Here is a 14,035-nt window from a genome sequence, read left to right on the forward strand (position 1 = left end):
CAGAAAAAAAAAGATGCCGCTCTAGGTTCATCTGTACAGCCAACCGTTGTGCGGACCGCAATCGTCAAATCAACGCCACTTCATACTGCCTATAACTTGTCAGGCACTCTTCAAGCCTATGAAGAACGTACACTGGCTTTTCAGAACGGAGGTATCGTCGCTAGCGCAGAAATCACTACCGGGACGGCTGTACAGAAAGGTACAACCATTGCCCGTCTAGATGACGCTGGCTATAGACTGCAGGTTGCACAGGCGACAGCCTCTATTCAAGAGGCCTTGGCCGGTATAGATAACGCACAGGCTAATTTACAGGCTGCTACCTCCGCGATTCAATCCGCCGATGCCGGCATTACAGGAGCTCGCGCGAATGTTAACAAGGTCAATAAAGGCGCACGTGCTCAAGAGAAACAACAAGCGCAAGCTACTGTAGATAAGGCACAAAGCGCTTATAACAAGGCCAAGACGGATAGCGAGCGCACACAGAAGCTGTTTGAGGCAGGCGCTGCTACCGCATCAGATAATGAAAATGCTCACCTGAATGCTACCGCAGCCCTGAAAGACTTGGAACAAGCTAAGGAATCCCTGTCCCTTTTGCTGGAAGGGGCCACAGCCGAAGATCATCAATCCGCCCAAGCTTCCTTTCAAGATGCGCTTGCAGGTAAAAGCAAAGCCCTAGCGGCCAGTGAACAGGCTGTGGCTTCCCAAAAACAAGCCCATGCCAACTACGAAAAAGCCCTTGTTGCCAAGGGGCAGGCAGAACTTGCACTTTCACGCACACGTCTAATCTCTCCTGTGAACGGTGTAATCTTAGAAAAAATCGTGAATACAGGTGATTTGGTCGCGTCAGGGCAAGCCGTCTATCGCATAGGCACCATCGACCGCCTCAAAGTACTACTTCCTGTACCAGACAGTGAAATTAAGGATTGGAAAAAGGGTCAACAAGTAGAAGTGGCGCTCTATGAAGAGACCCGTCAAGGTACGGTGTCTAACGTCTATCCTTCAACCAGCACCGACACAGGAAGGGTTAACGTAGAGATTGTTATAAACAATCCACAGCGAGACTGGTTACCCGGTCAGGTCATTAAAGCTGCTCAACAGGTGACCGACAAGAATGGGATTCTCGTTCCTGCCGAAGCAGTCATTAACACGGGAAGCAAGCCTTTTATTTTCAAAGACATTCAAGGAAAAGCTGTTAAAACCCCTGTGGAGCTCGGTAATCAGGTTGTAGATAATCAGTTGCAAATCGTATCGGGACTTCGTGAAGGCGAACGTATTATCGTTAAAGGGGCAGAAAACCTGTTTGATGGAAATGCGATTCAGTCGGAGGAAGGCGGACGCCCATGATTGAGTACATCGTAAAAAAACGAAAAATTACATTGCTGTTTTTTGTCATGCTGATTTTGGTCGGAATCTTCGGCTTTTTCCAGTTACCACAGCAGGAAATGCCGGATGTCACCATACAAAATGCTATGGTAACAACAGTCTACCCTGGTGCTTCACCACAAAAAGTAGAAGAAACCGTAACTAAAGAGCTGGAGAAACGCATTAAGGAAGTTGAAGGTGTTAAAACGATTAGTTCGACTTCTGGTAACGGATTCTCCTCTATTTTAATCGAATCCAAAAACGGAGTTGATCCTCAAACGGTTTGGGATGATATGCGTAAAAAAGTGCAAGATGCACAAGCTGATCTTCCTCAAGGCGTTGAAGTACCTGTTGTAAATGACAAACTAACCAGCTCTTTTATCGGCTCCTATGCCCTGACGGCTGACTCTTCCACACCGCTGTATAAACTAAATGATTTAACAACGACTTGGAAAGATCAGCTCAATACCATTTCTGGCGTATCTAGCGTCAAATTCAATGGTCTCCCTGATCAAGAAGTACGTGTCCATATTGACAATCAGAAACTTCAGCAATACCAGCTTTCGTGGGGACAAGTGGCTCAAGCGATTCAGGCTCAAATTGATCGGGTCCCTACTGGTAATATTGAATACAACGGACGTACCTATCAACTTATTGTTCGCGAGACCGAAAAAGCTGATGAATTGAATCAGGTCCTTTTGACACGCACCAAAGAGGGTAATCCTGTTTATTTGAGAGATATCGGCATAACGGAGCTGGCCCATCCTAATACAGAATACTTTGCCTATGTAGAGGGTAAACCGGCCATTACGTTAAGTATTGGAGCAGAAACAGGCACAGACATCCCTTCTATGAGCGAAAAGGTCAATACCAAGCTCAAAGAACTGGAAAAAACACTCCCCGCAGGTGTTCACTTTCAAACTCTTTTTGCACAAAAGGATCAGGTAAGCCATATCTTTGACGACTTAAAGCGTGAAACGATTCTTGCGATTGTGGCCGTTATTCTCGTTTGTATGTTGGGGCTGAATTTGCTCACCTCTGCATTTGTTGCACTGGCCATTCCTATTTCGGTTTCGATTGCCATTATCTTTTTGCCTATGTTCGGCATCACTCTAAATCAGATTTCCGTTGTCGGTCTGATCATCGTACTCGGCATACTCGTGGATGATGCCGTAGTTGTAAATGATAATATTGAGCGTAGACTTACGGAATTAGGAGAATCGCCCTCAGTCGCAGCTGTAAAAGGTACCAAAGAGGTCATGCTTTCTATTTTGGTTGCAACTCTGGCTACCATCTCAGCTTTCGCGCCATTGTTGTTTCTTCCTGGAAATGTAGGTGCCTTTATTAAACCTATTCCTGCTATTGTCTCCCTGACCATGCTTGCCTCTATGATCATGTCGCTCACCATCATCCCTATTTTTCGAGAATGGTATGAGAAGCGCAGACAGGCTCGTCACCCTCAGGGTAAATCTAAACCAGCAGGCTTGCTCGGCCAGCAGATTCATTCTTTAAACAAGCTCTATTCACAAAAACTGATGCCTAAGGTCATTCAGCGTCCCTTGTTGACAGCCATGGTCGGACTCATGCTTGGAACAGCCGCCTATGGATTAGTTCCCTTTACCTCAGTTGAACTTTTTCCTGAGTCGGAAGATCCTCATGTTGCACTAAATGTAAAAATGCCTGTAGGCACTTCAATTGCGGAAACGGACCAGGTCGTTAAAGACCTTGCAGGCTGGGTGAAAAAGCAACCTGAAACTTCCAAGGTCGTCTACAGCACTGGAGGGACTGCCCCACAACTGTTTAGTGACATTAATAGTTCGGGTGGAAATATTAGTTATAACGAAACGGTGGGGCAGATTGCTGTCGTCGGCAAAGAAAACGTATTCGATCTCAATACGACAGTTGATGCTTGGGAACAACATGTTAAGAAATCCTACCCTGGAGTTACAGTTACGATGTATGTTCCTCGTCTCGGGATTCCAGTGGGTAAGCCCGTTTCTATTCGTATCTCAGGTCAGGATCTGAATGAACTGCAAACTCTTGCCCAAAAGGCAAAGGAGCAGATCGCGACAGTAGAGGGCACAACAGGCATCGTGGATGATATAGGAATTGAACGATATGCACTGGAGCTTGAGGTCAACAAACAAGCGATGGATCAATACCTGGTAAGTTACACAGATTTGACTCGCACCCTGCTTCTATTAAAAGAAGGAGCCCAAGTCAGTCAATTTGATACTGGAAACAGTCTGGTAGATATTAAAATGTATTTGAATCACAGCGACGAGGAGCCAAGTAAGCTTTTCCAACAATTAAGTGTAGTTAATACAGCTGGTAAGCAAATTCCATTAAACCAGCTTGTCCAGATTAAGCCGTCATTTGCTATTCAGCAAATCAAGCATTACAATATGGAGCGGACGATTACGGTGGAAGCCGATTTGAACGGACGAACTGCAAGCGAAGCGATGGTTGATGTTGAAAGTAAGCTGGCGCAAATGAAGTTCCCAGAAGGCTACAAATGGGAGGTTGGTGGGGAAACCTCTGACCAATCGACCATATTCAAGGACTTAGGACAGCTGGCTATCGTTGTAGTCTTGCTCATTTTACTCTTGATTACTATGCAATTTTATTCTCTCTCCATTCCTATTATTATTATGACGACCGTGTACCTGGCAGCAGCCGGCGGGATTATTGGTATTTTCTTAACCGATATGCCTATCGGTTTTATGAGCATCATGGGAATCATTGCACTCGCGGGCATTGTTGTGCGGAATGGGATTGTGTTAATTGAATTTATCGAGGATGCACGACATGAAGGAATGGAATTGAAGGAAGCCGTAATACAGGCGGCCGCCGCTCGCTTCAGACCAATTTTATTGACATCCTTGGCCGCCATTGTAGGTATGATTCCGTTGGCACTATTGGGAAGCCTGCTCTTTAAGCCACTGGCGTTTACCGTCATTTTCGGTTTGTTATTCTCGACCTTGTTAACCTTGTTTGTCGTGCCGTCCTTGTATATGATCATGGCCAAATACAAGATGCGCCGTCAACTCAAAAAACAGCAGCACACAGTTATCACACCTGATCAATCTTTATGATGTATGAAGTGAGTTCGCATGCTGTCGAGTTAGTCGGTCCCTAGGGGGAAGTATGTATGGAAAGTAAAAAAAATGATATTTTACAGGCCGCCATTCGGCTGTTCTCCAGAAAAGGCTATTATTCAACATCTGTTGAAGAAATCGCCAAAGAAAGTGGGATGGCGAAGGCATCCTTCTATAAATATTTTCAGGGAAAAGAAGAACTCCCTCTAGAAATGTGTATCATTCTGGAAAATAACATTGAACAAGACATCCGGGCTCTCTACAGTAAACCTGATCTTTCTAAGCACGATAAACTGCACGGTTTTATTGTACTTTACTTGAAAAATCTCGTTGAAAACAAAGTGTATCTCATGATGGATCTTCCTGAGCCTTCCATGCTTATTTTCCAGAATGAACAACTTAATTACGCATTCGAGAATCATGAATACAAATTGTACAGATGGGTTCGCGACTGCCTGATTGATATTTTTGGACCGAGCATTGAAGATCATGCATGGGACGTGACCTTTGTACTTAAAAGCATTGTGTTTGAATATATTCGCTTCTTTGCCGATCGCATGAATGATGAAACGATTGAACATCTAACACAGTTTATTATCTTCTTATCCAGTTCCTTGGCAACCAGCCTGAACAATGCTGATTCAGCTCCACATTTGTTCTGGAGCAAGCAAGGCTGGTTACCCGAAAGTGCTCTAAGTAATCCTTTTGATCAAGGCCGTCAAATTAACAGCCTTCTCCACTCTTTGGAAGACAGTATACTGCTGTCTTCTTGGAGTTCAGAGGAGAAACAGGAGTGTCAGCAAATCTACGCTCATTTAAAGGAAGAGACTCTGAAATCGAACCCTCAGAAAGGCCTCCTGAAAGCCCTTTTTGCGTATTTGGAGCAGTACAAGGAACTGCAAAAGGTTTGTCGTTTACTTAAAAATTTATTGGACCATGCTCCGATATCCGAGTAGTCACTCAGCATTCGGTACATCAGAACAAATTCGTACTTAACAGCGAAACACATCAAAAAAAAGACTGTTCATGCAAAGCATGAAACAGTCTTTTTGGGTTATTGCTTTTATTTTGATAACATACGAGGAATTACAGCCCCGCTTGTTCTTTTAGAATTTCAGCTTTATCTACGCTCTCCCATGGTACATCCAAATCTGTACGTCCAAAGTGACCGTAGGCAGCAGTTTGCTTATAAATTGGACGACGCAGATCCAACATGCGAATAATACCTGTTGGGCGCAGATCAAAGTTATTTCGGATCAATTCAACCAGCTTCTCATCACTCACTTTACCCGTACCGTATGTATCGACGTTAATCGAAACAGGCGTAGCTACACCGATGGCATAAGCAAGCTGAATTTCCACTTTGTCTGCCAATCCAGCTGCTACGAGGTTTTTCGCTACATAACGAGCAGCATAAGCAGCAGAACGGTCCACTTTGGTCGGATCTTTACCGGAGAATGCTCCCCCGCCGTGACGTGCATAACCACCATACGTATCCACAATAATTTTACGGCCTGTCAGACCTGCATCTCCTTGAGGACCACCGATAACAAAGCGTCCTGTCGGATTAATGTAATACTTGGTTTGCTCATCCAATAATTCGGCAGGAACAACTGGCAAAATAACCTTTTCTTTGATGTCTGCTTGAATTTGCTCCAAAGTAGTATCCTCCGCATGCTGCGTAGAAACTACAATAGCATCAATACGAACAGGTTTACCATTTTCATACTCTACCGTTACTTGGGTTTTACCGTCTGGACGAAGGTAATTCAGTGTTCCATCCTTACGCACTTCAGACAAGCGTCGTGCAATACGGTGAGACATAGCGATAGGTAAAGGCATCAACTCCGGTGTCTCGTTCGTAGCAAAACCAAACATCAATCCTTGATCTCCAGCCCCAATGTTTTCCGTTTCTTTATCTACTTCAGCAGGATCACGGCTTTCCAAGGCAGCATTAACCCCTTGAGCGATGTCCGGCGACTGTTCATTCAAAGAAGTCAATACAGCGCAAGTATTATAGTCGAAACCGTATTTCGCACGTGTATAGCCAATTTCCTTAATCGTATTACGTACAATGGATGGAATATCCACGTACTCCGATTTGGAACTGATTTCACCAATAACGAGAACGAGACCAGTAGCTACCGATACTTCACATGCTACCCGTGCATTAGGGTCATTAGCTAGAAAGGCATCCAATACAGCATCGGATATCTGATCACAGATTTTATCCGGATGGCCTTCTGTTACAGACTCGGACGTGAACAAATGACGGCCTTTTACAGACATGAATTTCAACCTCCCACAATTAAAATACATGAGGATTTAATAAAAAAATCCTGACATGGTAATGGCATTATTCAGATACCTTCAAGCCATCAAATGGCGGGAGGTATCTTGTTACACCTGATTAATAAAAAATGAACCTTCTCCGGTAGGAAAAGGTTGCGTACAAGCCTCAAATGCCATGATATCCTATTTAAAACAAGGTGTCAATTCGTATCACCCAATGACAACATTCGAAATTAGGGTAAGTCTACATGCAAACCATTTTTGATTTACATGTAAATTACCCCAGATTTTACGCTACTATATGTTCAAAAACTGTAGAAATTATTGCAACTTACAATGTACCATATTCAGATAAGCTACGTTCAGCAGATTGTATCAGTCGCTTAGTAATTTCACCACCAACCGAACCGTTCTGTCTTGAAGTTAAATCACGCCATGCTACATTCCCGCCCCCCGCAAACTCCCCCAATTCTGCAGCAAATTCACTGTCAGCCTTAGGTTGTATATGTGTATATTGGGGATTATAAACAGGTAGCCCAAACTCAGCAGCGATTTCATACTTCAAATCATCTAACCTGACACGACTTTCGGGAATTAATCGTCTTTGACCTCTTGACGCCATCTCGTATACACCCTCCACTAAATGTATTGTCTTTCATGGGGTTAGTGTGCAGCGATTAGGTTCAACTTAGCCAAGAACAATTTGCTATCCCAAACAGTATTTAAGAAAAAGAGCCGCCGAAAGCAGCTTAAATACAAAACAGTTTACTGAACAGTATAACCGCCTCGTACCATAACGACCAGACCAAACTTCTGACCTTCTTTTACTTGAATACCTCTTCCTTCTCTAGGAAACGATAATAAATGATTTTTTTCGACAGCCTGATTATGAACAATTTCCGTTCCAGAAGTAATATCAATAGCCCCACTGGCATCCATACTATACACAACAGCATAACCATTACGTAAAATAAATTCCGAGCCTGCTTTGGCAATCAGTTTTTGACCAGGCTTTACATCAACAACCTTTAAAACCTCTGTCTGCTCTGGTGTGGAAGTTTTTCCTGCACTAGAAGTTCCTGACGCCGTTGTGTTAGAGGTAGCGTTTGTCGCTGGAGTAGTCGAACTAGTGGTTTTACTACTCGTGTTACTTGCGGGCACTCCACCTTTGATTGCCTGGGCAATTTTTTGGTCAACATAGCTTTTGGTTACGACTGGATCATCAGCTGTACCAGGTTGTCCAGAACTGGAGGCTCCATTAACTGAATTGTTCATTAAGGAGCCTGCTACAATTCCTCCCCCAAGTAAAGCTGCAGCCAACGATACTTTATAGCGTGATTTCATGAAGTCCTCCTACAGCAGGTTATAGCAAGTATAGTTAAGTTTTAATTATTGCGCGCTTGCTCCAGCGGAACCTTGCATAGCCCAAGGCTTATTGAAAGCCAGCTTCAAAGTATCAATACTTGAAACTATATCTTCCGCCTGTTGCTCAGCAGTAGTCACTTTCAAATTAGCATCATAAACCTGAAGCTCTGTAGCCAACCCAACATCAAATTGCTTTTTAGCCATATCGGCCGCACTTCTTGCACTCACCAAACCAGCTTGGATCTGTGAGTATTGGCTTTCCAATGCTTTGATGTTGTTATAGATTGTTCTTACTGCTTCTTCGAGTTGTCTCTTTGTGCCTTCTGTAGCATACTGAGCTTTTTCAACATTAAGTTGTTCAGCTTCGTAAGGCGTATTTCCTGGAGTATTGAAGTTGTAAAGCTTTAAGCTCAATTCAGCTAAATCCACTTTTTGCTCACTCAACCAAATGGCAGTGCTGCTAGTAAGTACTTGGCTTACTTTAGTTTCCACATTATCTTTAAACTCAGAATAGACAGGTTTATCCTTCAATTCATAACGTTGCTCAGGTTTGTAACCAATCACTTGGTTCAAAGATACATAAGCACTATCTAGATCTTTTTTTGCTTTTTCTAAAGCAGCTTGATTTTGAGTCACCTGATTGGTTGCTTGTGTAACCTCATAATCACTCGACATTTGATTATCTCTTTTAATTTGTGAAACTTTCAGCTTGCGCTCAGCATCTTCAATATTTAAAGCAGCAAGTTTAACGGCATTTTGCTTTTGAAGGAGTTTGTTATAGAGATCCTTCACATTATATTCAATACCTTCTTTGGTCATATCCAAGTTTTTCTTAGCAGCCTCATAATTTAGATTCGTTTGAGCATAACCTTTGAAAGCTTTGTCTTGTGCTTCATCACCTGCTTCTGCTGGAACAAAGTTAATATCCTTGCCAGCTTCTTTCATGATTTTCCCAGCTTGATCGATATTCGTTGCTGCTGTTTTAACTGTAGTACTATCAGCTATAGCCAGTTTAACTGCATCATTATAGGTCAAAGAATCATTATAGTAGGTATCATAAGTAACTTGGGTCACAGGAGTTGCGAGAGGCTTACTGGACAAACTATTGGTTTGATCGCCAGTAGTGCTGCCGTTAGCTTGATTAGAAATGGTCACTGTTCGGGTAGCCTGATCCCAATTTACTTTGGCGCCTAATGATTGGCTCACAAAACGTAAAGGAACGAGTACTTGACCCTTTTGAATTTGAGTTGCTGCATCCAGCTGTACAGGATTACTATTTTTATAAGCAAGTTTAGAACCAACATTTAAAGTTAACGTATCATCATTTTTAGATGCTGTCACTTTTTTAGCTTTGCTGTCCCAATCGACCTTCGCACCCAAGCTTTCAAAAACACCACGGAGAGGCACCAAGGTTGTATTTTGACTAACAACCGGGGACTGGGTATATTGCTGAGTTACACCGTTAATAATAACCTTTATATCACCTGGTTGAGCTCCTGCAAGATTGGCGAACGCAGAAGAAAGAACTAATGTGGACAGTACTGCCACTCCAAAACGTTTCATAATTTCTCTCCTTTGTCAATAAGACTAATAAAAGAAAAGGGCTCCAAAAGGAACCCTCTTCTCATCTAATTCAGTTAACTCAAAAGAGTTGCTCTTAAATTAGTTTTTGTTTTCAACAGTAACTGTTTTTGCAGTTGCATCATAAGTGATGGATGCATCCAGCGCTCTGCTCACCCAAGCGATTGGCAGTACAGTACGGTTTTTGTTAGTTACAGCTTTAACGTCCATACGAATCACAGAACCGTTAACAGTCAACAGGTTTGTGTTCAGTTTGATTTGAGCAACAGTGCTACCTTTGATCAGGGTAACTGTGGAAGTTGCTTTGTCAAACAGGATGTTTTGTGGGGATACACCCAGAGCTTCAGCTGCATAACGTACTGGCAAGTAAGTGCGTCCGTTTTCAGCATAAGCAGCTACTTCTGCTGTTTTAGTTTCGCCGTTCACAGTGTAGGAAGTACTTCCCAATGTGAAGACAGCTTTAGTTTTAGTAGCACCTGGAGCTGGAGTTCCAACAGTTGCGATTGCTACTTCAGCAGCTGCAGTGTTGTTATCTTTCCAGTTTTGAGTGTTGTCAGTTGCGCCTTTGTATGCAGTGTAAGATACTGCGCTACCTTTCAGCTTAGCAACGATGTCGCCTTGAGCTACAGTACGGTCAACAGTCAGCTTAGGAGCCGAGATTGTGATTGTACTTGGAGTAGCACTTTCGCTATCGATGTAGAAGCTCAGACGGCCTTTGTTGCTTTCGCCGTAAGTATCAGTAGATACACTCTTCACTTTAACGTCACCAGCTGTAACTTTTACATCTGGAGTAGAAGCAAAACGTACGCCTGTTGGCAATTCCAAGATTACTTCACGGCTACCGTCTTTCTTAACGAAAGCTTCTTTAGCAGCTTCAGTGATTGTGATATCGCCAACTTGTTGATCGCCCAGACCGATTGTCAGGGTTGGTTTGGAAGCAGCAGCCAGAGTAACTGCTTGTTTCACAGTTGCAACCTTAACAGTACCGCTCAGACCTTGGCTACCAGCAACATCAACGTTCAGATCGCCGGAGAAACCTGGTTGCGTTGCAACTTCAACGTTTTTCAGTTTCAAAGTACCAGCGTCAGTTGTGCTGTTAGCACTGTTGAAAGTCAATTTCAAAGTACGTTTGTCAGAGTCAGTGTAGGAAACTTCTGCTCCACCCAAACCGTTAGTGTTCTCCATAGAACCGGAGAAGTTGCTTCCAGGGTTATTGCTTTCAAAAGTCGACTGCCAACGAGCACCTTCAGGCAGACGCAAAGTTACAGTACGTCCTTTTACGAAAGAACCAGCAACAGTTTCTTTAATTGTAACATCACCAATTTTTTGCTCGTCATGACCAGCAAGGATTGTTGATGGAGTAGCAACAGAAACGCCACCACCGATTTGACCGTAGCTACCTACTACGAGGGAGCTAACATCAGTTGTTGCATTACCAGAGATACTAACTGTTACGTCGCCTTCTTTAGCACTGTTTTCATCATCAACATAGAATCCTACAGGCAATTGGAAAGATGTTTGCTGACCACTTACTTTATCCAAGGACAAAGTCAAAGTATCGCCGTCAGTAGAATATTTTACGTTTTCAGGTTTGATATCAGTACCAAACAGAATAGTAGCTGCGGATTTAGGAGCAGAATCCCATTTGAAACCGCTAGGCAATTTCAACTTAATGTTGTTGTTACCCAATGAACCAGCTGTTTCTTCTTTAACTTTCAAAGTTGCAGTAAAGTTTTCTTCACTGGAAACAGTATCAGCTGCACTCAAAGAAATTTGACCGGAAGAAACCACGTTACCAATCACTACTTCGCCACTAGTCAAACCGCTTGCGGAAGCAGCATCAATAGCAACTTTGATAGGTCCATTGCTAGGTCCAGTAACATTGATTTTACCAAAGTTCAGATAAAGATCAGCAGCATCAGCAGAGTTACTGAAATTCAATTCAACTTTTGCAGACTTGTTAGTCAGCTTAGTAACTACAACTGCATCTGCATCTTTATAACCAGTAGACTCAAGGTTTTCAGCGTCGTCGTTATCTTTCGCATCAAGATATACACCCAAACCATAAGTAGCGTCAGTAGCAGTTTTTACGCGACTAACACCGTTTCCAGGGCCAGAAAATTCAAAACCTTTTGGCAATGTTACTGTAAACGATGCACCAGGTCTGATGGAAGCTTGGCTAATACTAACTTTCGCTCTACCCAATTCAACATTGGATTGTGCACTAGAGCCAATACTAGGATTATTCAGGTTCGATAAGCTAGAAGCTGCATGGATTGCAGTTGGTGCAGTCAATGCTGCGATTGGAGCTGCTACACCAGCAACCAATGTTGCTGTTGCCAGCACGTTAATCATTTTTTTGTTAAACTTTGTCATAACCTTTTTTTCTCCTCCTTGAATATAACCAGAAATATTATTTTTGTCTTTTTGTCGGATCTTGTCACTCATCAGTCGTTACACCTCCTTTCCGAGCTTTATGAGAACCCTTATAAAATGATATCTGTGACAATATCACAGAAGCTTGGAATCTAGTTGAAAGAAAGCGTCCATTTATGACGTACTCCAGTATTATACAATGTGATAACAATGCAGTAAAGATTTTTTTTTAGCGAATTTTGTCTTTACGCTTTTGTACCCCTTTGTTTCATACTCACCCAATTAGACGTAGCATGGGTTCAAAAAGTTGCGTCTGTTTCAAAAAAAAATTATTTTTTTTGAATTATGTATTCCGCTTTCCACAGTCATAATTATACTATTGAACCTGTTCCTCCGTCATCCTACAACTTTTACCTTATCAGCCTTAAATGTACAAGGGTTATTTTCGTACATGAAATCGGCCTTTAATGGAGTATATTCGTTAAGAATTATCCATAGAATATATAAAGTACATAAAGTCTATAGATTCCCTTGAAATCTAATACTCTAATACACTTTAAGTAGTAGAAATAACGGAGTAACAGTGATTTACCGTAAATATAGCCGCGACAAATTACTTCACTACATTAATCTTCGCGCCATCCGTAAGCAGACTAACGCCCTTAACGACAACATTTTGTCCTTCAGCAAGCCCCTTGGTTACCTCAACCTGTTTGGCACTTTCCTGGCCTGTCTGCACCTCTACCCGCTTAGCCACTGTTCCTTCCACTACATAAGCATACTTTTTCCCTGCCTGCTCCGTAATGGCATCCTGCGATACCAAAATGTTTTTAGAAGCTTCTGATTTCATGTATACAGTTACAACCATCCCTGATTTTAATTCGCCAGAACCATTAGGAACTGATACCTCAACAGGGTATGCCTTCAGATCATTATCCATTACCGGATTGACAGCCGATACTTTGGCCTCAATTCGCTTATTTAACGAGTCCACGCCTACAGTCACAGATGAACCCACCTGCATCTTGAGAAGCTCAGATTCAGAAACGTTAACTTTAGCAATAATAGGATTGGTATTTGCTATTGTAGCAACCGCGGATTGTGCACTAACCATTTGCCCCTGGGTTCCTGTTACTACCGATATCGTACCGGAAATCGGAGCTTTGACCACAGTATCCACCAGTTGGCTACGCGCTGTGTCTAAACTGGACTTAGCTTGATTGACAGAAGCACGAGCTACGTCAATGCCTGTTTTCTGTTGGGCAAGTCGTAATGATTTTTGAGCATTGCTATATGTTGTTTGCGCACTTTGCTTGGACGTTTGTGCATTGTGAAGTGTGATCTGCGCATTCTCCACTGCAGTTAAAGCCCTTCTATGCGCTATTTGAGACTGCTCTAACTCAGATTGTGATAGAGCGCCCGCACTAAACAACTGTTGGTTGCGGTTGAGCGTATTTTGAGCATCACGCACGGAACTCTGAGCATCGACCAGACTGGTCTGAGCTTGGGTGATGGTGTTGTCTTGCTGGACAAGCGCACTTTTGGCTTGATCCACGCTGGATTCTGCCTGCTGTACCGATTGCGCTGCACCTGACTCTGCTTGTTTTAAATTGGCCAGGGCAACCTGGTAAGACTCCTGGGATTGCTTAATCGAGTCCTGCAAGTCCTTTTGGTCTATAGTAAACAATGTGTCGCCTTTATTTACTTTTTGGCCCACTGTAAGGTTAATACTTTGAATTTTACCACTAATTTTCGGAGACACCTGAGCTGTCTCTTTGGGAGCAAAGCTTCCAATAATACCTGTTGAATCGTTAATACTACCTTTAGCCACTTTTGCTACTTGAACTGGAATGGCTTGCTGCGCCGTAGTCGTTGCGGCAGGGGCCTCTCCCCCACCGCAACCCGCTAATGCAACTGATAAAAGCAAAGTTGTAGCAATCAGAGCACTTTTTTTATTCATT

9 protein-coding genes are annotated in these 14,035 nt (G+C 42.9%); 3 read left to right on the forward strand and 6 right to left on the reverse strand.

The genetic code is table 11. From position 1 onward, the window contains the following. Positions 1-48: 48 nt before the first annotated feature. The 3 genes from ACWA2B_RS04600 to ACWA2B_RS04610 are packed head-to-tail and all read left to right on the forward strand — an operon-like array spanning position 49 to position 5,416. Positions 49-1,344: an efflux RND transporter periplasmic adaptor subunit gene (locus ACWA2B_RS04600; protein ID WP_449291752.1), complete on the forward strand. Its 1,296-nt coding sequence runs from the start codon at positions 49-51 to the stop codon at positions 1,342-1,344. Further along, positions 1,341-4,457 carry an efflux RND transporter permease subunit gene (locus ACWA2B_RS04605; RefSeq protein WP_449291753.1) on the forward strand — a complete coding sequence of 1,039 codons (3,117 nt, stop codon included), beginning with the start codon at positions 1,341-1,343 and terminating at the stop codon, positions 4,455-4,457. Before ACWA2B_RS04600 ends, ACWA2B_RS04605 begins: the two co-directional genes overlap by 4 nt. Before the next feature lie 56 nt (positions 4,458-4,513). Beyond that, on the forward strand, positions 4,514-5,416 hold the full coding sequence (locus ACWA2B_RS04610) for a TetR/AcrR family transcriptional regulator (RefSeq protein ID WP_449291754.1): 903 nt from the start codon (positions 4,514-4,516) through the stop codon (positions 5,414-5,416). 130 nt (positions 5,417-5,546) lie between these two features. On the opposite strand, the gene metK is transcribed toward ACWA2B_RS04610, so the two are convergent. The 6 genes from metK to ACWA2B_RS04640 form a co-directional block, all read right to left on the reverse strand. Further along, complete coding sequence (metK, locus tag ACWA2B_RS04615) at positions 5,547-6,749, reverse strand: methionine adenosyltransferase (RefSeq protein WP_013312298.1); 1,203 nt, start codon at positions 6,747-6,749, stop codon at positions 5,547-5,549. A 334-nt stretch (positions 6,750-7,083) separates the two neighbouring features. Further along, complete coding sequence (locus tag ACWA2B_RS04620; protein WP_069009997.1) at positions 7,084-7,374, reverse strand: alpha/beta-type small acid-soluble spore protein; 291 nt, start codon at positions 7,372-7,374, stop codon at positions 7,084-7,086. 143 nt (positions 7,375-7,517) lie between these two features. Beyond that, complete coding sequence (locus tag ACWA2B_RS04625) at positions 7,518-8,096, reverse strand: hypothetical protein (RefSeq protein WP_029514600.1); 579 nt, start codon at positions 8,094-8,096, stop codon at positions 7,518-7,520. Between the two features lie 45 nt (positions 8,097-8,141). Next, positions 8,142-9,680, reverse strand: a complete 1,539-nt coding sequence (locus ACWA2B_RS04630; RefSeq protein ID WP_318627932.1) for a stalk domain-containing protein — start codon at positions 9,678-9,680, stop codon at positions 8,142-8,144. A 99-nt stretch (positions 9,681-9,779) separates the two neighbouring features. Continuing rightward, the gene (locus tag ACWA2B_RS04635) at positions 9,780-12,146 is read right to left on the reverse strand and encodes a copper amine oxidase N-terminal domain-containing protein (protein ID WP_318627933.1); all 2,367 of its coding nucleotides are present in this window, start codon (positions 12,144-12,146) and stop codon (positions 9,780-9,782) included. Between the two features lie 541 nt (positions 12,147-12,687). Further along, positions 12,688-14,034, reverse strand: a complete 1,347-nt coding sequence (locus tag ACWA2B_RS04640; protein WP_318627934.1) for an efflux RND transporter periplasmic adaptor subunit — start codon at positions 14,032-14,034, stop codon at positions 12,688-12,690. Position 14,035: the final 1 nt, after the last annotated feature.

This window comes from Paenibacillus sp. CMM36 (assembly GCF_053570945.1).